14 protein-coding genes, 2 tRNA genes and 3 rRNA genes are annotated in these 21,989 nt (G+C 44.5%); 3 read left to right on the top strand and 16 right to left on the bottom strand.

The window, feature by feature from the left end; genetic code table 11:
- Positions 1 to 124: 124 nt before the first annotated feature.
- The 3 genes from NA23_RS07890 to NA23_RS07900 form a co-directional block, all read right to left on the bottom strand.
- Positions 125 to 2,440, bottom strand: a complete 2,316-nt coding sequence (locus NA23_RS07890) for a methyl-accepting chemotaxis protein (protein WP_033192128.1) — start codon at positions 2,438 to 2,440, stop codon at positions 125 to 127.
- 529 nt (positions 2,441 to 2,969) lie between these two features.
- Entirely contained in the window at positions 2,970 to 4,757 is a 1,788-nt protein-coding gene (dnaK, locus tag NA23_RS07895; protein WP_033192129.1) for a molecular chaperone DnaK, read from the bottom strand.
- Positions 4,758 to 4,916: 159 nt separating this feature from the next.
- Positions 4,917 to 5,681 carry a lysozyme family protein gene (locus NA23_RS07900; RefSeq protein WP_033192130.1) on the bottom strand — a complete coding sequence of 255 codons (765 nt, stop codon included), beginning with the start codon at positions 5,679 to 5,681 and terminating at the stop codon, positions 4,917 to 4,919.
- A gap of 170 nt (positions 5,682 to 5,851) precedes the next feature.
- On the opposite strand from NA23_RS07900, the gene NA23_RS07905 reads away from it, so the two are divergent.
- Positions 5,852 to 7,102, top strand: coding sequence for a hypothetical protein (locus NA23_RS07905; RefSeq protein WP_033192131.1), 1,251 nt, complete (start codon positions 5,852 to 5,854; stop codon positions 7,100 to 7,102).
- A gap of 48 nt (positions 7,103 to 7,150) precedes the next feature.
- On the opposite strand, the gene NA23_RS07910 is transcribed toward NA23_RS07905, so the two are convergent.
- The 13 genes from NA23_RS07910 to NA23_RS07970 form a co-directional block, all read right to left on the bottom strand.
- Positions 7,151 to 8,350, bottom strand: coding sequence for a pyridoxal phosphate-dependent aminotransferase (locus NA23_RS07910; RefSeq protein WP_033192132.1), 1,200 nt, complete (start codon positions 8,348 to 8,350; stop codon positions 7,151 to 7,153).
- Between the two features lie 25 nt (positions 8,351 to 8,375).
- Positions 8,376 to 8,978 (bottom strand): IMPACT family protein, encoded by a 603-nt coding sequence (locus tag NA23_RS07915; RefSeq protein WP_033192133.1) that lies wholly within the window; start codon positions 8,976 to 8,978, stop codon positions 8,376 to 8,378.
- Positions 8,942 to 9,541: a phosphodiesterase gene (gene yfcE, locus NA23_RS07920; protein WP_090223239.1), complete on the bottom strand. Its 600-nt coding sequence runs from the start codon at positions 9,539 to 9,541 to the stop codon at positions 8,942 to 8,944. Before yfcE ends, NA23_RS07915 begins: the two co-directional genes overlap by 37 nt.
- Positions 9,542 to 9,579: 38 nt before the next feature.
- Positions 9,580 to 10,470 carry an RNA polymerase factor sigma-54 gene (locus NA23_RS07925; protein WP_033192134.1) on the bottom strand — a complete coding sequence of 297 codons (891 nt, stop codon included), beginning with the start codon at positions 10,468 to 10,470 and terminating at the stop codon, positions 9,580 to 9,582.
- On the bottom strand, positions 10,425 to 11,333 hold the full coding sequence (locus NA23_RS07930) for a pseudouridine-5'-phosphate glycosidase (protein WP_033192708.1): 909 nt from the start codon (positions 11,331 to 11,333) through the stop codon (positions 10,425 to 10,427). The genes NA23_RS07925 and NA23_RS07930 overlap by 46 nt, the downstream gene beginning before the upstream one ends.
- A 153-nt stretch (positions 11,334 to 11,486) precedes the next feature.
- Entirely contained in the window at positions 11,487 to 12,314 is an 828-nt protein-coding gene (locus tag NA23_RS07935) for a protease complex subunit PrcB family protein (RefSeq protein ID WP_033192135.1), read from the bottom strand.
- Between the two features lie 38 nt (positions 12,315 to 12,352).
- The gene (locus NA23_RS07940) at positions 12,353 to 13,909 is read right to left on the bottom strand and encodes a GGDEF domain-containing protein (RefSeq protein WP_033192136.1); all 1,557 of its coding nucleotides are present in this window, start codon (positions 13,907 to 13,909) and stop codon (positions 12,353 to 12,355) included.
- Between the two features lie 268 nt (positions 13,910 to 14,177).
- Positions 14,178 to 14,294 (bottom strand): 5S ribosomal RNA (gene rrf / locus NA23_RS07945).
- 24 nt (positions 14,295 to 14,318) lie between these two features.
- Positions 14,319 to 17,244, bottom strand: a 23S ribosomal RNA gene (locus tag NA23_RS07950).
- A gap of 35 nt (positions 17,245 to 17,279) precedes the next feature.
- Positions 17,280 to 17,355, bottom strand: a tRNA-Ala gene (locus NA23_RS07955).
- Between the two features lie 5 nt (positions 17,356 to 17,360).
- Positions 17,361 to 17,437, bottom strand: a tRNA-Ile gene (locus NA23_RS07960).
- Positions 17,438 to 17,478: 41 nt separating this feature from the next.
- A 16S ribosomal RNA gene (locus tag NA23_RS07965) occupies positions 17,479 to 18,986 on the bottom strand.
- The 16S, 23S and 5S rRNA genes sit together here with 2 tRNA genes alongside, the layout of an rRNA operon.
- A gap of 490 nt (positions 18,987 to 19,476) precedes the next feature.
- A complete protein-coding gene (locus tag NA23_RS07970) occupies positions 19,477 to 20,676 on the bottom strand; it encodes an IS110 family RNA-guided transposase (RefSeq protein ID WP_236938321.1) in 1,200 nt (399 codons plus the stop codon).
- Positions 20,677 to 20,887: 211 nt separating this feature from the next.
- On the opposite strand from NA23_RS07970, the gene NA23_RS07975 reads away from it, so the two are divergent.
- Both NA23_RS07975 and NA23_RS07980 read left to right on the top strand, forming a co-directional pair.
- A complete protein-coding gene (locus NA23_RS07975) occupies positions 20,888 to 21,595 on the top strand; it encodes a DUF429 domain-containing protein (protein WP_033192138.1) in 708 nt (235 codons plus the stop codon).
- Positions 21,592 to 21,987, top strand: a complete 396-nt coding sequence (locus NA23_RS07980) for a GIY-YIG nuclease family protein (protein ID WP_033192139.1) — start codon at positions 21,592 to 21,594, stop codon at positions 21,985 to 21,987. The genes NA23_RS07975 and NA23_RS07980 overlap by 4 nt, the downstream gene beginning before the upstream one ends.
- The last annotated feature ends 2 nt before the right edge of the window (positions 21,988 to 21,989 follow it).

A 21,989-nucleotide genomic window follows, 5' to 3' on the forward strand; every position in this document is an offset into this window, starting at 1 on the left:
TAGACCAAATTTTTCTGCGAACCGTTCTTTGAGAACATGAAAAAGATAAAAGCCAGTGGCTTTTGACCACTGGCCTTAGTTTGTTCGAGCGTTTTCAGATTAGATAGCTTTCGATATTTATCCTTTAAAGTGAACTTTTAATCTCCTCTAGCGTGGATATGATTTTGTTGGCAACTGATTCAACTTCTCGGAACAATTTTTCAGCTTCAGATAACTTTCCTGAGTTTATCAAGTCCATCACTTGTTTACCAAGCGTATGAACATCGTGATGCAACTTGTCTATCTGTGTCCATTTATCTTCTTGACCTTTTGGTGCTACTAGAAAATCATACATAGTGCCAAATGCACACCTATGCGGATTGAACTGTAATCTGACAGGTTTACCGGTTCTCACTGAATCACGAAGTTTTCCTAACCAATCTTTGTGATCTTTCAAAGCGTTATCGATAAGCGTTTGGTAATCATCTTTAGTGAACAGCCTAAAATTATTCTTTATACTCGCGGCAACTTTCAATACAGTATCTTCCACTTGTTTGTCCGCACTTTGAATCTCAGGCACCATATCAACAATTCCGGTCATAGCTCTCGTTAATTCCATCATCGAGTGCGCTATTTCATTAACACGATTTGTAACATCTTGAACAGCTGAACTTATTTCTTCTAACGAAGCATTTTGCTCTTGACTTGCCGCTGCCAAAGACTGTGCCTTTAAGTTTATATTCTGTGACATGTTATATATTTTCTCAAATGTTTCCTGTGCCCTGTTAACGCTGTCTCTTGATGCACTTAGTTTTTGAGCATTTGACCTTACCACTTGATCAACTTGTTCGACTCCTTCTTTTATGTTTTTCAGTATGTTCTGTATATCGCTCGTTGATTTTTTACTTTCTTCTGCCAATTTTCTTATTTCATCAGCTACTACTGCAAATCCCCTACCAGCTTCTCCCGCCCTTGCAGCTTCTATTGCTGCATTCAAAGCAAGCAGATTAGTTTGTTCGGCTATTGAATTGATAGTGTCTACTATCGTTTGTATCTGAGATGAATATGCAACCAGAGAATTTGTCATCTCCAATGAATGCTCTGAAGACGCTATTGTTTCGTCGATCTTGCTTACAAGCTCTTTGATGGAGTTCATGGAGCTTTCTATCTGCTCAAAAGTTGAATTCGTAAGCGTTGAAATCTCCTGCGCACTCTCTGCTACGTTTTGTGCGGCTGCCGAAATCTCCTCCACACCTGAAGTTGTTTCCTCAGTAGCAGCGGAAACAGTCTGCACAGAAGAGTTTACACGTTCTACTATTTTCTCAACTTGCTTAGCCAATTCTTCGAATTTCTCTGAAATCATTGAAAATCCGCTGATTGACGTATTTATATTAACAAAACCATCGGCAACATTCACAAAAGAAGCCCTCAATTTTTCGATGGCTTGTGAAACTGAACTTACCGCTTCACCAATTTCATTTTGTGAACTGGAAGCAAGTTTAACAGTCAAATCCCCTTTTTCTACATCTTTCAATGCAGATTTTAAGATGTTCACTTGTTTTTGGATACTTCCGACGAATAGAATTGTAACGATGATGAGTATTATTAGAACAGTTAATTCCAGCACTGCTGATATGACTTTTGCACGAGTACTGAGATTGACAGCTTCTGTTAGTGGTACTTTTGACAACAAAATCGCAACAGTTTCACCATCAACACCTCTGAAGTGAGTGGAAAGATAAAGGTGTCCGTTCTTAATTTCGTAATAGTTTTCGTCTTTAATGAACTTTGATAAATCTATTTCGCTTGCAATCTCACCTTTGCCCGGTAAACGGACAAACTGAGGTTTTTCAAGCTTGCCCTTATCATCTGCAAGAAGCACCAGTTCATTCATGTTCGAGAATTTCTTCAAGAACTCATCGTCAAGATTCACACCAAGTTCTAACAAACCCAAATACTCATTGTTGTCAAATATTGGAGCAAGAACTCTAAATGCAACACCAGACCGGCCGGGTTCAACTGCGGTTACCTTTTGCTTTGTGGTGTTGACTTTCGTTATTGTCTTTCTAAAGGACAAATCGTCACCGAAACTTTCAGGTTTGTGCATTCGCAAAAATGATTTGTTATCCGGCTGTGTAAATTGCATGATTTCTACATTGTATTTCAAAAGGTCTTGATAATAGTCTTTTAGCCCGTTATACAACTCTTCTCGATTGCCTGATTTGAAAAGTGAAATGACCTCTCCATCCTTTATAATTCGTTCAAGATGCGAATTCAAGAGCGTCTCGTATCCCTCAAGCACATGTTCTATGCTGTGCTTTGCAGACTCATCACTGGTTTTGATCCAGACTTTCTGGACCGCGTTTGAAAAGAAGTTGTTGACAAAAAAAACGACGACAAAACCAACTACCAATATAACGGACAAAATCAGTGGAAGATACTTCAATTTTAGAGATAACATATTCCCTGACCTCCCTTCGCCTCCTGTATGTTGTTTCCCAATTGTGTACAATTTGAATATCGTACTATTATTTGCGCTACTTTGCTCAGTGGAATGCTTTTTCAATTTTACCAAAAAAGTTCACTAAAGATATTATATCACGTATAATATTATATCATGAAGGACAAGAAATCACAACAAAAAAATAGGACTGATCTAATGATTCTTTCATTACATTTATTCTTTTCATGGTTTTCCTTGATATCTGAGTAATTTTGTAAAACAGTTCTACCCAACAAACCTCTTTCAATGAAAAGATAGCAAGTACCTCGATTCTTGAAATCCGAAGAAGCTAAAGTAATATCACTAATAATCGAGTATCGCCTCCATGAGATAAGTGTAACGCGTATTTCTATCTTGAACAATTTTGATCGACCCGTAGTTTCTTTTGTGTGATTGTCTATACGATCCTGCACTCACTTTAGTGAGAGGTCCGTAAAAAAAACAACGGGCATTTCTGCCCGTTGTGTCAGTTTTACTTAATTATTGTTTATTGTTGCTCTGGTGCTCCACCCTGAGCTTGCTGTTTGTAGAGGTATTCGCCTATCTTCATGCTTTCTCTCTGCAAATCGTCAAAGAGTATCTTGACTTTTGCAATGTCATCTCTGTTGATTGCATCTTTCAAGTCTCTAATGATTTCTTCGAGTCTGTTCTTTGTATCTTCTGGTATCTTGTCACTGTTTTCTTTGAGCACTTTTTCAATGTGGTATGCAAGGTCGTCTGCTTTGTTCTTGAGTTCGACTTCTTCGCGTTTTCTTCTGTCTTGTTCTTCGTACATCTGAGCTTCTCTAATCATTCTTTCGATTTCATCACTGCTGAGCTGGTGTCTACCTGTGACAACCATCGATTGTTCTTTACCAGTTCCGAGGTCTTTTGCAGAAACGTGCACTATACCATCTGCGTCGATATCGAATGTGACTTCGATTTGTGGTACTCCTCTCGGTGCTGGTGGAATGCCTACGAGTTGGAAGCTGCCAAGGAATATGTTGTCCCTTGCCATTGCACGTTCACCTTGGTAGACTCTGACTTCAACGCTTGTCTGTCCGTCTTCAGCTGTTGTGAATATCTTGCTCTTTTTAACTGGTATGGTCGTGTTCCTTGGAATTATTGGTTCGAGTAATCCACCTTTGACTTCAACACCAAGTGTCAGCGGTGTAACGTCTACAAGCACAACGTCTTTGTCTTTTGCACCTTCTGTTCCAGCCAAAATGGCAGCCTGTATTGCAGCACCGATAGCAACTGCTTCGTCTGGGTTGACGCTCTTGTTCGGTTCTTTTCCGAAGATGTCCTTGATGAATTTCTGAACCATTGGAACTCTTGTCATACCACCGACAAGGATGATTTCATCGATGTCTTGTGGTGATAGTTTCGCATCGCTAAGCGCCCTTTCTATTGGTTCTCTTGTCTTTTCAACGAGGTCTCTTGTGAGCGATTCGAACATAGCTCTTGTGAGTTTCATTTCAAGGTGCAACGGACCTTCAGCCGTTGCTGTGATGTATGGCAAGCTTATGTCCGTTTCAAGTTTTGTAGAAAGCTCAATCTTTGCTTTTTCTGCAGCGTCTCTGATCCTTTGCAGTGCCTGTTTATCGTTTCTCAGGTCAACTCCATGCTGTTTTTTGAACTCGTCGATTATGTAGTCCATTATCCTCTGGTCGAAGTCGTCACCACCAAGGTGGTTGTTACCGCTTGTTGCGATAACCTGAATAACACCTCCACCGATTTCGAGTATGGAAACGTCAAATGTTCCGCCACCAAGGTCGTAGACAAGAACTTTTCTTTCGCCTTCCATCTTGTCAAGACCATATGCAAGTGCTGCAGCCGTTGGTTCGTTGATGATTCTGAGTACTTCCAGTCCAGCTATGATACCAGCTTCTTTTGTAGCTTGTCGCTGAGCGTCGTTGAAGTAAGCTGGACAAGTAATAACTGCCTTTTTAATTTCACCACCGAGGTACTCTTCTGCGTCTTTTTTGAGCTTTTTGAGTATGAGCGCACTGATTTCCTGTGGGGTGTACTCTTTATCATCGATCCTCACCTTGTAGTCTGAACCCATCTTTCTTTTGATAGATTTTATGGTTCTCTCCGAGTTCAAAATGAGCTGACGTTTTGCCGGTTCACCGACAAGAATCTCACCAGTTTTCGTAAACGAGACTATAGATGGTGTTGTTCTGCTACCCTCTGCGTTTGGAATGACCTCAACGGTTCCATCCGGTTTCATCCACGCAATGACCGAGTTGGTCGTTCCAAGGTCAATTCCAACAACAAACTCCTTCTTAGCCATATATATCCACCTCCGTTATATTTTTGTTTTCTTTTGCTTGGCAGTTATATTCTACCAGATTAGCACTCTTTTGTCAAGAGTGATAATTGAAATTTTTAAAAAAATTCGTCCTGGAAATTTGGACGGTGTAAGTCGTTTGTACCTTTATTAATTAGGCGATCAGCCTATGTAGAATACTTTGTCTATTCGGTTTAGCCAACCGTTTAGATATCTTGGATTTTTGATGCCAAGCTGTTTGGCATGTTGTCGAAAGGCAAGTCTGAGCTGTTCAATTACCTGTGGGAACTCGGGATCGGAATCTCGTAGGATGATGAGTTTGCTTTTTGGTACTATAGAATAAGCAATGGAAAAGGCTTTGTTGCCGAAGAGAACACACATGTGCATGAGAGCAACCTGGAGTCTAACACTATGGTACTCATATAGTTTGTTTGGAACATAGTAGCGAACGTAAAGGATGTTGAAGGCGTCTTTCCTTGTAACTCTGAAGACGTCAATGTCTGGGTTGTGCTTTGAAGAAATCCCATACTTTGTAAAACCACCCAGCTCATCAAAAGTGAGTTCGTCTCCTTCGTAGTCAACCACACTGTAGATTACGTATTCGACTGTTCTATCTCTTGCCAGTGCTTGCTTTATTCTTTCCAATTCTTCGCGTATTTGGTTGTACTGCTCAAGTAGTGTTATTGTGTCTTCTTGAATATCAGTTTCAAAATCAGTCTTGCTAGAAACAATGCTTTCTTCGGTTTCTTCAGTGGGACTTTCTGTTGATGAAATATACAGTGCAGCAGTGGCAAGCTCAGTAGGTTCGGCTTGGGCTTGCGCAGATTTGTTGTTTAGGAAGATTAAAATAATTGAAAAGATGATAATTAGGCTTCCTGTGATTATTGCATAAAAAAGGATATTTTCAAGCTTTTTGGAATCGCCCACTCTTTAACCTCCGAACATGCACAATTTGGAGTTTTTCAGTATTTAAGATTATACCATAACACGCAATGTTGGAAAAAACTGAACGATTCTTCCTCACACAAGGTCAAAAGTTATATAGGGCCATGTGGAGCAACCACGTGACCCAAAAAACTACGAAAGAAGGCGATAGTATGTTGAACCGTGGCAAGTTTAAGGTTGTTTTTGGAGTTTTAGCTATTGTTTTCGCTGTTGTCTTGGTGTTCTTTTCTTGTGTTCCTGTTACCCCGCCTGCTGCTTCCAAAGAGGTGGTTATCCAGACATCAAGGCACGGGCATATTACAAATGCGCACCTTGTGTATGCAAGAGATGGGTTAACAGGGACATGGACAAAGTTGACAGGAACAAATGGGATTTACAAATTCAATGTAAATGATCCAAACGGTATCTATTCTGTCGCTGTTGCGGAACCTAAGGTGGGGTATTCAGAAAAGAGGGTTTATTTATTTAATGCAAAGCTCAATGAGACCAACTTCATTCCCCTGGATGTTGGAAATCCAACCGACGAAGATGCTGCTACGTTGACCATTAATGTACCGACTCAATATTCAGGAAAACAATTGAGCGTTTTCTTTTCGCATGAGCACAGATTTCCAGAAGTAGAAGATGGAAAAGCAGTAGCTTTCGGATTGCCAAAAGCAAAAGGTGATTTAGTGATTTTTGTGGGTAGTCCGTGGAGTGATGAAGGTTTTGAAAAAATCGCAATAAAGCGTGATTTTGTACTGGACTCAGATAGGAGTTTGTCTATCACGGAGTCCGACTTGAAAGATATTGAGCTTGCGCCAGCTTTCACAGATATTTCAATGAATTGGCTCATCGGCGGAAATTGTTATGTTTTCGGTGGATACAAGATACCAACTTCGTTGAAGAGCGATAAAGATCTATATGTCTTCAATTATACCGATTATTCAGTGAAGCGTTTTTCTTATTCTGAATACAGAAAAGACTTCCCAACAACTACACCGTTCGCAACAAGTTCCATTAATCCTGCGAATTATCCTACCACTCCTTTTAGCACTTCAACCACATCTAATAGTGTGAAAGTTACCGTAACTCCTTACTCCCCCGGAATTAGCGGAATAGACACGATTTTGTACAGTTTCATACTTTATTCATACACCGGTGTCAATGAATGGGGCTGGCCAATTAGGGATGTAACGTATGTTGTATATCTGTCAAGCGGATATCTTGCTGCGCTCACGAATAATGAATACACACTACCTGTTATAGGCGGTGATTTCGCTTCGTTTGATATCGATTTAGCTAAGAGTATAGCTCTTGATGAGTCATTTTACTTTCCTAATTACATCGCTTCGAATAAAACATTGAAAGATTATTTAATTCCAGTTGACGGATTGAAGGTACTGGAGAAATTTAGGGAATAATCAAAGAAAAGCGGCATCGCCCAACGATGCCGCTTGCTTGTTTTTATCTTATTTTCTTGAATTATACGCCTTTATTCCTTCTCCAAGTATTTTTACCGCATCTGCGAGTTTTTCCGCTTCAAGTACGTAGGCTATCCTTATCTCACTCATTCCAGCTCCAGGTGTTGCGTAGAATCCGCTGAGTGGTGAAACCATGGTGGTTTTGCCGTCCACGTTGAATTCTTTTAGCATCCAGATGATGAAGTCCTCGGCGTTATCTACGGGAAGTTTTGCAGACAGGTAAAACGCACCTTCTGGTTTGTGGACTACGACACCGGGGATTTCTTTCATAGCTTCGTAGGTTGCATCTCTTCTTTTTTGGTATTCATCGCGCACTGAGTCGGTATAATCTTCTCCGAGCGTGAGCAAGCCTATGGCTCCAAACTGCGTTGTTTCCGCTGGGCAAAGTCTTGCTTGAGCAAATTTGAGTGCGTTTTTGTAGAATTCTTTGTTTTTGGTGACAAACGTTCCTATTCTTGCACCACATGCACTGTAGCGCTTGGATATGCTGTCAACCATTATTACTTGTTCTTCGATACCTTCGAAATGGAATATCGATACGTGCTTTCTGCTATCGAATGTGAATTCTCTGTATACTTCATCGGAGATTATAACCAGCCCGTGTTTTTTTGCAAATTCAACGATTGTTTTCATTTCTTCGTACGTGTATACGGTCCCTGTTGGATTGGACGGGTTTGAAAAGAGTATGGCTTTTGTTTTCGGGCTCACTACTTTTTCGAATTCGCTCAGTGGAGGAAGTCTGTAACCATCTTCCGGATGTGCTGTGACAGGAACGAGTTTGACGTTTAAATAGGATGCAAAGCCGAGGTAGTTCGCGTAAAATGGTTCGATGGTTATAACCTCATCACCCGGGTCACATACAACCCCGAGGGCAAACATTATAGCTTCACTTCCGCCGTTGGTAACCATTATCTCATCTGGTGTGACGTGTATATTGTGCCTTGCGTAATATTTAGAGAATGCTTCTCTTAATTCCAACAAGCCTTGCGAATGAGTGTACGCCACAACTTCGGGTTTGTATTTTTCTATGTACTCATACCAAACCTTTGGAGTTTTGATGTCCGGTTGGCCGATGTTTAGATAATAAATCTGGATACCCCTCTTCTTCGCCTCATCGGCGTACGGTACTAATCTTCTTATCGGACTTGCTGGGGTCTCTATTGCCCTTTTTGATATCTTAGAAACCATGCCAAATTCCTCCTTGTATTTGCTGTTATATATATACTAATTCATTACTTAGAACTTCTGGCATGTCCAGTGGCTCAGAGTGAAGCAGTTCAATTAAAGCATATTCTTCGGTATACGAAATATCAAGTATGGTAACCCCTATATAGCTCAGTTGTTGCATTCTTTTGCCGTACGAAAGGAAATCAATCTTTAGTTTTTGCTTGTATGCTCTTTTTTTCTCATGTATACGTCCCTCATTGTGCGCTCGCTCGATAGCCATTTCCACCGCTTTTGAATACGCATCTATGAGTCCTCTAACACCAAGCTTCACTCCACCGAAATACCTCGTCACTACGACTGCCACGTTGAGCAGTTGGTGTTTCCGAAGTGTGTTTAACATCGGTAGACCTGCAGTTCCAGAAGGCTCACCAGCATCTGAGGAAAATTCGATGATGCTACCGCTCGAAAGTACCCTGTAAGCTGGGCAATTGTGCGTTGCATCTGGGTATTTTTTGTTCATCTCACTGATGAACGATTTTGCCTCTTCTTCCGATTGAACCTCACAAATAGTAGCGATAAATATTGAACGCTCTATATTTATCTTGGCCTCAATTATTCCTTTAACAGTTTTGAATCTATCAAGCTCCATTTTGATTCCATATACACCTGCCCGGTATCAAGGTTATAGAACTTCGCAGCTAAGTTGTTATTATCGATTTCAAGAACAAGAACGCTCCTTGGAGAGTTATTCTTTGGTAGGGAAGTGCTGCCTGGGTTTAGAACGTATTTACCGTTTATTTCTTCTACCTTCGAGACGTGCGTGTGGCCATGGATGATGAACTGAGCATGGCTATTTTTTGTAAATTCCGCAATATCGTTTTCTTCAAAAAGCTCGCCGTGGACAAGTATGAATAAGAAATCGCCAAAAGATTCCATAGATATCCTGGGCATCTCTGGTATTTCGAGCACTTTCAAATCGATATCTGCATCGCAGTTCCCTCGTATGTAGTTGATTTTGTATTTCCTGAGTTTGTCAACCAATTCTTTGGGGTTGTATCCCTCTGGAAGAGGGTTCCTTGGGCCATGGTAGAGTATGTCACCCAAATGGAAGATGCTTGTGAATGAAGTTAGATCGAATAATTTCTCTATTTCTTCCCAAGCCTTCACCGACCCGTGCGTGTCACTTACTATCAACACTTTCATCCGTTCCATGCTTCCATCCTCCTGATTCGTGTGCGTTTTTCTTTTCGCTATTTGATTTGTCTTCCTTTTTGGCTTTCGATTATTTTTCTGTACTTATTTACCGTTCTGCGCGATATTTGTATGCCTGCCGATTTGAGAACGAGTGTGATATGAAAATCTGTAAGATTGTCGTCCATATTGAGGAGTTTTTCAATCTCCTGCAGGACGATCTTTTTATTGATTGTTCTTCCAAAGAAGAACCTCAGCGGAAGTATCCCAAATGGGGTGCTGACGTACTTATTCCTTACTGCCCTGCTTACAGTTGAAACGTGCAATCCGAGAAGTCTTGCCATGTATCTCATGGTGAAGACCTGTGGATATTTCCTGTAACCCCTTAGGAAATACTCGTTCACCTTCCGTATTTCTTCGCAAATCTTTGCGATGGTCTCTTCTCTCATATGCAATGCTTTAGCTATTATCGGATCTCTCACGTCTATTTTCCTTACCTCAACCTTCTCAGGAGTCATTATCACATCGGGCTCGATGTACGCTTGATCTTCGTTAAATGTATGTTGGGCAATTTCTTCAGAGAATTCTGTGAGAATCAGCTCAACCATTTTTTGAGCATGCAGAAGGTCTATCGAAAATTTTTCGGTTAGTTCTTCTGGTGTTATCCTTAACTTCCCCGTACTGTCAATGTTGTAGATTATGTATTCAGCTATTTGTTCTTCTTGATCAGACAATCCAAGGTATGGCAACAACTTAACTAAGACCTCGTGCAGGTCTTCCGCATGTGGGTGATATGTATCATCCAATTCCACCACAGGTAGATACTTTTCGCGCAATACATGGTAAGGTGCCTCGAGTATGTTGAGATAGAGTTTTTCTGTTCTTGTGAGTAAAAGCTTCTGTTCTAACCTTGGACCTTGAGATTGACTATTTCTTTTGCTATCTGGCATGCTAACCTCACATTATTTTTTAAAAGTTCAATATTCGCTCGCAGTGTTTTGTAGTTGCTCAGCTCAGCTACGCGGGAAAGAATGTACGGTGTGACCTGTTTACCCGTGATGCCCTTTTCTTCGCATTCTTTCAAAGCCTGCTCTATGTACTTTTGAACTTCGCTTTCTTCAATTGCATATTCTTGAGGGATTGGATTGGCAACTAAAACCGCCCCTTCTATTCCAAGTTCCTTCTTTGTTAGATAGATCTTCGCAACCTCATCTGGTTGTTGGACTACATGTTCCAGCGCAAAAGAAGATAGCCCTTCGTAGAATATTGGGAACTTATCGGTTCTGTATCCAAGAACAAGTATCTGGAAAGTCTCCATGAACTCGACGGTCTTTTTTACATCGAGTATAGACTTACAACCGGCGCTCACAACAACCAGATCCGTTTTCGCCATTTCCGTTATGTCCTGCGAAACATCCCAATCACCTACGTGTACACCTCCGATTCCACCTGTTGCAAAAACATCGATACCTGCCATCTTTGCTATGCGCATCGTCGCACTGACCGTTGTTGCTGCACTCTTTTTCATCGCAACCACGTACGGTATCTCACGCGTGCCTATCTTCAGTGGTTCATCGTTCAGCATTTCATTGATTTCTTCCTGAGTCATTCCTACGATGATTTCACCCTTAAGTACTCCTATCGTGGCTGGAACAACACCGTTTTCGGCGCATATATCTTCCAAAAGCTTTGCTGTTTCGACATTGTGAGGATAAGGCAAGCCATGTGCTATTACCGTGCTTTCAAGAGCTACAACTGGTTGACCATTTTCAAGTGCTTCTTTAACTTTCTTTGCGATTCTTAATTCTACCATCTGAATCTCACTCCTAAATTTTTCGAGTATTTTTCTTGCTTTCCCGTTGTTAATTATAGCATATGCAAAGATGTTGGGCAAAGATTAGGAAGTTAAAAAAGGAGCCGAACCACTCGGCTCCATACTGCACTCGGAATTTATCCAATTAGCATATTACTTTACATTAAAAATCGTTCTGAACTCACCTAAGTTTTTTACATTAACAACCAGCTCGTATTGCCCGGCAGGAAATTTGCCAAGTTCTATCGTTTTTGTTGGTGTTGTAAACGCCTGAGTTACCATATCACCGGGACCTGGCTTGTAGAATGTTCCTGTCAGGGTTATTTTTCCTGGATTATTTCCAACTGGATACACGATATCCGGTTCATCCAGTTCGATTCTGTAGCCACCCGTTGGGAAAGTACCAGCTATGATTTGGAGAAGTACAACATCATCTTTTGATATTGTTTCACCTTCTGAAATAGCTCTGTATCCGCTTTGTGTTTTGACCAAAAGCACCATTCCTGCTTCTGATTTATCACCAAAGATTGGCACGTTGACATCACCACCTGAAGTTTGTTTGGATTGCTCAACGATCTGGTTGTCGACGTACAATGTATAATTGGAAGGCATGATAACGAGGACAAGAGGTAAGCGAAGGTACAGCTTGTCACGTTCTGCTTTGAGCTCTTCGACGTATTCTTTTTTACCATCAGCACTAACAGCTCGGATTTTGAAAGTGTTTTTTGTTTCCTGAACATTTACAGATTGGAATAGCCAAGCTTTCAAGATATAACCTTTGCTTTCTTTATCCTCATATAACTTGATGTATTGCACAGAAAACGTTTTAGTTCCAACAGATTTAAAAAGTGGGTCTGGGAAAGTGACAGTTAATTTCTTGACAATAAACTGAGTGTTTTGTGCTAACGATACAGTAGAGAACGCAAACAGCAGCATCAAAATCAGCACTCCAACCAAACCGAAAAATTTCTTTCCTCGCATTTGAGCACCTCCTCCTTGTTGGTCTTTTAAATACCGTTTCATCTTTTTTCTCGCTTTTTCAGTTCCTGAGCATACTTTTCCATCTTTTTTTCGTACATCACTTTATCAGCCGTTTCGTACGCTTTATCGAAATCATCGAACGGAGCTGTTCCGTACGAAAAGCCTAGGTTGAGTTCGTTACGACAGTCGTTGTACAAGCGAATGATGATTTTATGCACATCTTTTTCCTCTACCGAATTAAAGATCAGACAGAACTCGTCTCCTCCCAACCGTATAAAGTAATCTTCACTTCTAATGTGCGATTTCACAATCTCAGCGAACCTTTTCAAAACTTGGTCACCATAAACATGGCCATACTTGTCGTTTATAAGTTTAAAACCGTCAAGATCAAGAAGTACGAACGTTCCCTTCTTTGGAACAAGGTCTATTACCTTTCTATTATACACCCCTGTGAGTGAATCAATAAGGTTTTCATTTTTCAGTCTTTCGTGAGAAGCAGAAATCTTTTTGAATCTTCCCATAGTTACAGTCCCCACGTACACTAAGAAAACAAAGCGACCGTAGTGGATCATGAGTTCATTTGATTTGTTGAATGAAAGCACGTACAAAGTTTCGATACCAGTCATCACCAAAAACGAAATAGGAAATACGAAATCAAGGATTTTGTACCTAAAAACAAAAAATAAAACAGAAAAGATAAGAGCTAATGAATAAAGTTCTGAAAGCGTACTTGCAATGTGAATGTATTTTACCTTAGTGGAAAATAGAGCCAATGCAAGCAAGACCACAGGGAAATATTTCAAGAATGCCTTTAGCTTTCTGTTAATTGCTTTATCAGGTACTGAAAGAGTCCTTATGGCAAAAAATAGGTAAGTAATAATAAAAGGTGAGGCAGTTACTCCCAACTCTTCAAAAATTAAATACATCTCGGGACTCCCAGAACTCTCACGATAGACAAACTGAATGAGGGAGGCTATCATGAAGCTGGAAGCTATCATCAAATAGCGATAAACAAGCTTTTCATCTCTGCTTAAGCTTTGATAAGCAATAATCAGTAAGTATAGTATTAGAGCAGTCATTCCTATCCCAATAAGAGTTATATTATTTCTAAACAAATCTATCAAAGCAGCTCTCTGGACGGCTACTTGCGGAATTGTGGCATACGGTTGTCCATATATCCCAGCTCCGACCAAACCGTAGAGTGTAACCTTTATCTTATTAGTTCTATTCTCTTGCAATAGTACTTTTGGCACTCTAACAACACGAGACCTTGGCCAAAGATTGCCAGTCCCATCACCAAACGAAACAACATGGTAACCGTTGATGTAGACATCCATCTTCGTTGCCAAGACTTTTTGAAAAACAATATAGTTATTAACCCCATCGAACTCGAAGGTTCCATTCAAAACGATTTTGGAAGGTTTGTGAAATTCGTAGTACTTTCCCAGCTCCTGATTCCATTCAATAACTGTTCCGCAAGGTGCATTAACTATTCCTAAGGTGATGTAAAGTACGAAGAAAAGCGAAAAAGACAAGAGTATCAAGAGTACAGCTCTGAAACGAAAAGAACTCCTGAAGTTGTTCTTAGCAAGCACTTTGACTTCCCCCACTATTCCACCCCGACTCAGCTCTTCAAGAAAGTCCCTTTAAAACTTCTTATTTTGTCGTGGTTTGCTACCCCTCGATTGTAATTATACCACTTCTTACCTTGATGGGACATTGTTCATACATTCTTAACATTTTTGAGTTCACTAGAAAAACTTTCTGATATAACATTAAGAGCTGATTTTCTTTTTGACAGAAACCAACAAAAAATAAAAAAGCCTCTGCGATATGCAGAGGCTTTTTTGAGCATATAGGAATCCTGGGCACTACCTACTCTCGCAAGGGGTCGCCCCCTTACTACCATCGGCCCACGGTGGCTTAACGGCCAGGTTCGGAATGGAACTGGGTGTTTCCCACCGCGGTATCGGCACCCAGGGTCATTCAAAAGTGCATAGGGTCAAGGTGAAGGAGTCGGCCTATTAGTACCGGTTGGCTCCACACATCGCTGTGCTCCCACCACCGGCCTATCAAGGTCCTCTTCTCGGACCGGCCTTGGAGGCCTCATCTTGGAGCGCGCTTCCCGCTTAGATGCTTTCAGCGGTTATCGCTCAGGAGCGTGGCTACCCAGCGTATGCCCTTGGCAGGACAGCTGGTACACCAGAGGCTCCCTCACCCTGGTCCTCTCGTACAAAGGGCGACCCTCCTCAAGCCTCCTGCGCCCGCAGCAGATAGGGACCGACCTGTCTCACGACGGTCTGAACCCAGCTCACGTACCCCTTTAATAGGCGAACAGCCTAACCCTTGGGACCTGCTTCAGCCCCAGGATGGGATGAGCCGACATCGAGGTGCCGAGCCTAGCCGTCGATGTGAACTCTCGGGCTAGACTAGCCTGTTATCCCCGGGGTAACTTTTGTCCGTTGATCGACGACCCTTCCACTCGGAGTCGCCGGGTCACTAGGACCGGGTTTCCCCTCTGCTCGACCCGTCGGTCTCGCAGTCAGCCCGGCTTTTGCCCTTGCACTCTTACGGTGGATTTCCAACCCACCTGAGCCGAGCTTTGCGCGCCTCCGTTACCCTTTAGGAGGCGACCGCCCCAGTCAAACTGCCCACCTGGCACTGTCCCTCGCGTGCTCTCCACACGCGTAGGTTAGAACTCCGCTGCGACGAGGGTGGTATCCCACCGGCGGCTCCCCGCACCCTGGCGAGCACGGTTCTCAGCCTCCCACCTATCCTGTACACGCCGCAACAGAGCACAATACCAGGCTACAGTAAAGCTCCACGGGGTCTTTCCGTCTAGCTGCGGGTACTGGGCATCTTCACCCAGACTGAAATTTCACCGGGTCCCCTGCCGAGACAGTGCCCCAGTCGTTACGCCATTCATGCAGGTCGGAACTTACCCGACAAGGAATTTCGCTACCTTAGGACCGTTATAGTTACGGCCGCCGTTTACCGGGGCTTCGGTTCGGAGCTTGCACCCCTCCCCTTAACCTTCCGGCACCGGGCAGGCGTCAGTCCCTATACTTCCTCTCATCGAGTTTGCAGAGACCTGTGTTTTTGGTAAACAGTCGCCAGGGCCTTGTCACTGCGGCTACCTCGGCCTCCCCCAGTTTCCACCTTTCGGCTTCCCCTGGGTTCAACCTACCGTAGCACCCCTTCTCCCGAAGTTACGGGGCCAATTTGCCGAGTTCCTTGGCAAGGGTTATCCCGCTCCCCTTAGCTTTCTCAGCCCGCCTACCTGTGTCGGTTTGCGGAACGGGCACCCACGTATCACTACACGCGGCTTTTCTTGGCAGTCTGGCGTCAGTCCCGTTGAGCCCTCTCGGGCTCTCCCCTTCACGGCTCAGCTCAGGCTGCGGACTTACCTACAGCCCTCTCCGCCTAACCGCTTGGAGGGATTTGCCACTTATCCCCGGAGCTTAGCCTCCTGCGTCCCCGCCTACAGTATCGATACGCAGGTGGTACCGGAATATTAACCGGTTTCCCATCGGGTACCCCTTTCGGGTTTCCCTTAGGTCCCGACTCACCCTGGGCGGACGACCCTTCCCCAGGTACCCTTAGGCTTTCGGGGGGATGGATTCTCACCATCCTCTCGTATACTCATGCCTGGATTCTCACTTCCGCCTCGTCCAGTAGCCCTCTCGGGTCTACCTTCTCCCTACCGCGGAACGCTCCCCTACCAACCAGCTTCCGCTGGTTCCGTGGCTTCGGGGGGTGGCTTCAGCCCCGCACATTTTCGGCGCAGTGCGTCTCGACCGGTGAGCTGTTACGCACTCTTTAAATGATGGCTGCTTCTAAGCCAACATCCCGGTTGTCTAGGACGCACCACTTCCTTCCTCTTCACACTTAGCCACCTCTCCGGGCCCTTAGCCGACGGTCTGGGTTGTTCCCCTCTCGTCCGTGGAGCTTATCCCCCACGGGCTCACTCCCGGCATTAGTGTGGTGGCATTCGCAGTTTGACAGGGTTCGCAGGTAACCCCACTAGCCCTATCAGTGCTCTACCTCCACCACAGAACTGCCGAGGCTGCACCTCAATGCATTTCGGGGAGAACCAGCTATCACCGGGTTCGGTTAGCTTTTCACTCCTACCCACAGGTCATCCGAGGATTTTTCACGATCCACCGGTTCGGACCTCCAGTGGGTTTTACCCCACCTTCATCCTGCCCATGGGTAGCTCACCCGGCTTCGGGTCTACCGCACCTGACTCACGCCCTATTCGGACTCGCTTTCGCTTCGGCTCCGCCTCTCCCGGCTTAACCTCGCCAGGTACGGTAACTCCCAGGCTCATTAATCAAAAGGCACATCGTCACCCTCTCGGGCTCCGACTTCTTGTAGGCACGCAGTTTCAGGTCTCTTTCACTCCCCTTCCGGGGTGCTTTTCACCTTTCCCTCACGGTACTGGTTGCGCTATCGGTCGGCAGGTAGTATTTAGCCTTGGAGGGTGGTCCCCCCTGATTCACGCGGGATTCCTCGAGTCCCGCGCTACTCGGGATCACAGCCACTCCTGCGCGTTGCGTTTCGCCTACGGGGCTATCACCCTCTACGGCCAGCCTTCCCAGACTGTTCGGCTACACAACGCCTCAGAGCGGTCTCAGCCTAGCTGTGTCCCACAACCCCAGCACTAACGCTGGTTTAGGCTCCTCCCCTTTCGATCGCCTCTACTCAGGGAATCTCGTTTGATTTCTTCTCCTCCGGGTACTGAGATGTTTCACTTCCCCGGGTTTCGCGCCTTTGGTGGCGCACGGGATTGCTCCCGTGCAGGTTGCCCCATTCGGGAATCCTGGGATCAACGCTCGCTTGCAGCTCCCCCAGGCTTTTCGCAGCTTGCCACGCCCTTCCTCGCCTCCTGCCGCCTAGGCATCCACTGCGTGCCCTTAGTACCTTCACCTTACCCTATGCACTTTTCAATGACCCTCCACCCATTGGTGGAGACAAGGGGATTCGAACCCCTGACCCCCTGCTTGCAAAGCAGGTGCTCTCCCAGCTGAGCTATGTCCCCACCCATGGTGGGCTCGGGAGGAATCGAACCTCCGACCTCACGCTTATCAGGCGTGCGCTCTGACCATCTGAGCTACGAGCCCGATCACTCAAATCCGAATAGCAGCCACCATCCTCTCCTTAGAAAGGAGGTGATCCAGGCGCACCTTCCGGTACACCTACCTTGTTACGACTTAGCCCCCCTCACCACGTTCACCCTCAACGGCGCCCCTAAGGGTCACCGTCTTCGGGTGCCCGCGACTCGGGTGGCTTGACGGGCGGTGTGTACAAGGCCCGGGAACGTATTCACCGCGGCGTGGCTGATCCGCGATTACTAGCGATTCCGGCTTCATGTGGGCGGGTTTCAGCCCACAATCTGAACTGGGGGATGGTTTCAGGGTTTTGCTCAGCATCGCTGCCTCGCTTCCCGCTGTCCATCCCATTGTAGCGCGTGTGTCGCCCAGGACATAAGGGGCACGAGTATCTGACGTCATCCCCTCCTTCCTCCGGCTCGTCGCCGGCAGTCCCCTTAGAGTGCCCGGCCTTACCGCTGGCAACTAAGGGCAGGGGTTGCGCTCGTTGCGGGACTTAACCCAACACCTCACGGCACGAGCTGACGACGACCGTGCACCACCTGTGCTGGCTCCCTACCTTGCGGTAGGGTCCCTCACCTTTCGGCTCGGTACCACCAGCATGTCAAGCCCTGGTAAGGTTCTTGGCTTAGCTTCCAATTAAACCACACGCTCCACCGCTTGTGCGGGCCCCCGTCAATTCCTTTGAGTTTCACCCTTGCGGGCGTACTCCCCAGGCGGCTCACTTATCGCGTTCGCTTCAGCACGGAGACTTCCGTCCCCACACCTAGTGAGCATCGTTTACGGCTAGGACTACCCGGGTATCTAATCCGGTTCGCTCCCCTAGCTTTCGTGCCTCAGCGTCGGTTACGGCCCAGCAGACCGACTTCTCCACCGGCGTTCCTGCTGATATCTACGGATTTCACCCCTACACCAGCAGTTCCGTCTGCCTCTGCCGCACCCAAGCCAAGTAGTTTCCAGCGCATACCCACAGTTGAGCCGTGGAATTTTACGCCAGACACACTCGGCCGCCTACGCACCCTTTACGCCCAGTAATTCCGGGTAACGCTCGCCCCCTACGTATTACCGCGGCTGCTGGCACGTAGTTAGCCGGGGCTTATTCGTCGGGTACCATCAGTCCTTTTTCCCCGACAAAAGGAGTTTACACCCCGAAGGGCTTCGTCCTCCACGCGGCGTCGCTGGATCAGGCTTCCGCCCATTGTCCAATATCCCCCACTGCTGCCTCCCGTAGGAGTAGGGCCCGTGTCTCAGTGCCCTTGTGGCCGGCCATCCTCTCAGACCGGCTACCCGTCGTAGGCTTGGTAGGCCGTTACCCTACCAACTACCTGATGGGACGCAGGCCGCTCCCCTGGCGCCTTTCGGCCTCTACTCTCCCGAGTCTACGGCGGTTTACCCGCAGTTTCCCACGGCTATCCGCCTCCAGGGGGCACGTTCCTACGCGTTACGCACCCGTCCGCCGCTATGCAGCCTTCGGCAAAAGCCTCCAGCTGCACCGCTCGACTTGCATGTGTTAGGCACGCCGCCAGCGTTCACCCTGAGCCAGGATCAAACCCTCCAAGCTAATCCTTGTCAGGCTCAACCCTGCTCTTATTTTTTTCGGTGGCTGCTATTCGTATTTCAATGACCGGACTCTTTTTTTACCTTCATCGAGTCGCTGCTGTGCGCTTTGCTAATTTATCACACTCTATTAGTTTTGTCAAGACTCAAATTTTTTCGCTTAATCTTTCTTAAGCGTTCTTAAGCGTTACTTAATTTACCACATGCTTTTGATTTTGTCAACTGCGCTTTTTGTTTTCCTTTTTGCCTGTCTTTTTTCAGACGGCGAAAGCCATTTTACTACGCCTTGTGTTAACTGTAAAGTCCATCTCAGTAACGGATTACACTTATCTTATGTTACACATTCCAAACACTTTCCTATTCCTCAGGCGTTTCGAAAAACTCTAGAATTAGCTTGTTTTGATTCTTGTAAGAAGCCATTATTATTTTGTGCCTTATTTAGGCAATTGGTGTATAATCTTTCCGAAAGTGGTTTTCCTGCACTAAGGAGTCAACTATGCAAAATTAAATTTTTGTTTTGAGTGTGAGATAGCATAATCAATATTGAACTTCTCTTTCTTTCTCAACATTGCGTACAACGTTCGCAATAACTTGTGTACTACTGACATTATCGCTTTTTTGTACGGTATACCTTGCTGCCTTTTTCGTTCATAGTATGTTCGGAAATATTCGTTGTGAATCACTACACTCACTGCCATTAGCCATAGTATTCGTCTTAGGTGGGCATTGCCCCTTTTCGATATGTGTCCTTCTACTTTGCTTTTGCCTGATTGGGCAATGCTTGGATCGAGTCCACAATACGCAATGAGTTTTTTGTATGTACTAAATCTTGAGATATCTCCAACTTCTGCCAAGAAATGCATCGCGCTGTTTTCACCAATACCTGGTATTGACGTGAGTATCTCGATATCAAGGTTTATCGCACTACATTCGCAATATTCTTTCATCATCTTGTCGTATTCTTCAAGCTGTTGCTGTAAAAATTGTAGTTCTTTGATATTTTGCACAAGAATCTTTTCTTTCATCGGCCAATATTGAGCAATCGAGTTATTAGCGAGTTCTTTAAGTTTTTGAGCATTAAGTTTTGTACTTCTGCCACGGTCTTTGGAAAAGAACACATCCAGATTACGAGCCTTTTGAATAGCCTTGGCAGAAGGGAAATGAGAAAGAAGATTGAGGATAGTGTCACTGTAGATATTGGTAACTCTTTCGAGTTCAGGGAAAAGAACGTTGAGCAGTTTTTCGATATTGTCTTTAACTTTTGCGATGCGGTGGATAATGTTTTCGCGTGCTCTGACAATATCACGAAGCTCAGAGTTGACAAAAGCAGAAGAAGGAATTTGATGTTGTAGGTAAAACAAAGCAGTAGCGATAATGCGAGCATCGATTTTGTCGGTTTTGGTCTTTCGAAGAGAAGCAAAGTTTTTAACAGTTAGAGGATTAAAAACAGCGCAAGCAAAGTCGTTGGAAGAAAGGAAAGCCAGAAGGTTGAGATGATAACAGCCAGTAGATTCCATAGCGATGATGATGGATTGTTTTGGGAAGGCAGAGAGTTTGTTTGCGAAGGAGGAAAAGCCTTGCTGGGACATATCGAAAGAAGATTCGAAGATGATGGAACTGGGATTAGAGATAGCGCAGACGTTGAACTTATCCTTGGAAACATCGATGCCGACGAAAACAGGGAAGTTATCCATGAAAAATCCTCCTTTCAATTGATGAGGGCAGGGAGCCTACTGAACCAATCCTCCATGCTGACGAGGGCTGAAAGCCCAACCAACTTATCATGGTTAAAGGCAGGCAACAGACTCCCAAAATGGCTTAAAAGCCAAGGTGACATAAGTTGTCCTGCCCTCAATTTTTTTAAGCTAAATTATTTATACCATATTTTTATGTAGGAGGCTGTTTATGTTTTCAATCCAATATGAAAAAGAGTTTGATTATTTCATAGGCATTGACCCATCTTGGAGTGGAAGAAACCCAACGGCAGTTGTTGTATTGAGAGAAGATAGGGAAACTGGGAAGCTATGTCTTTACAGATATGTATATGCAAAGGCTCTGGAAGAGATTGTTGAAGTTGTTTCGGAGTTGAAGAGACCTTCCGTAATAGGTGTTGACGCTCCATTGATTGTCAAAAATTTGCAAGGTCACAGGGAAAATGAGTTGGAATTCTTGAAGAATTATCCAATAAAGGTGCCGCTTTATCCAGTTAACACGGAAAGGTATCCAAAATTTTTTCCTTCGGCGCTGTACGAAAAGCTAAACGAAATAGGTTTTAGCTTCGCTAATAACAATGTATACGAAGTGTATCCACACGCTACTTTAGCAGCTAAATTCTTTGGGAAGTTGTTCAGTTACAAAAGGGGCAAGAGAAAGGAAAGATTAAGAAAATTGGAAGAGATTGAGCGCAAGCTTTCTGAGTACATAGAATTTTGTGGGACGTCATTTGGCTGTGTTAAGGAACGAGAAGATTTTGACGATGCGCTAATATGCGCTTTGACTGTTTATTTACCAACCAAAGAAACATGCCTTGGGTTCGGTAGTTTTTCAGACGGTATACTGCTTGTGCCAATTCCAACATCTGTTCAGAAAGAACAAAGAGAGGATATTCGATGAGAGGTGCGTATGTTATTGTTCTAACACTCGATGTCTCAATTAAGCTAAATGTAGGAAGAAATTGCTGGAAGTTGAAATCCGGCACGTACGCTTATATCGGCTCAGGAATGGTAAACCTTGAAAAAAGAGTGCTCAGACATTTTTCTTCCAGCAAGAAATCGCATTGGCATATTGATTATTTGACGCAATTTGCTAGACCACTCTTTGCAGTTTTGATTCCTTCCGATAGGAGATTAGAAGAGGAAATTTCGTTATCTTTCCAAAAATTTTTCGAATGCATTGAAGGTTTCGGTGCTTCCGATTTGAAGGTCCCATCTAATTTGTACAGAATCCATGATTTTAAAAAATTCTCAGAAATTTTGCATTCTTTTCTAGACACTGTTGAAAAGTGAGG

It is taken from the genome of Fervidobacterium islandicum (assembly GCF_000767275.3).
In the GTDB taxonomy this organism is placed as follows: domain Bacteria; phylum Thermotogota; class Thermotogae; order Thermotogales; family Fervidobacteriaceae; genus Fervidobacterium; species Fervidobacterium islandicum.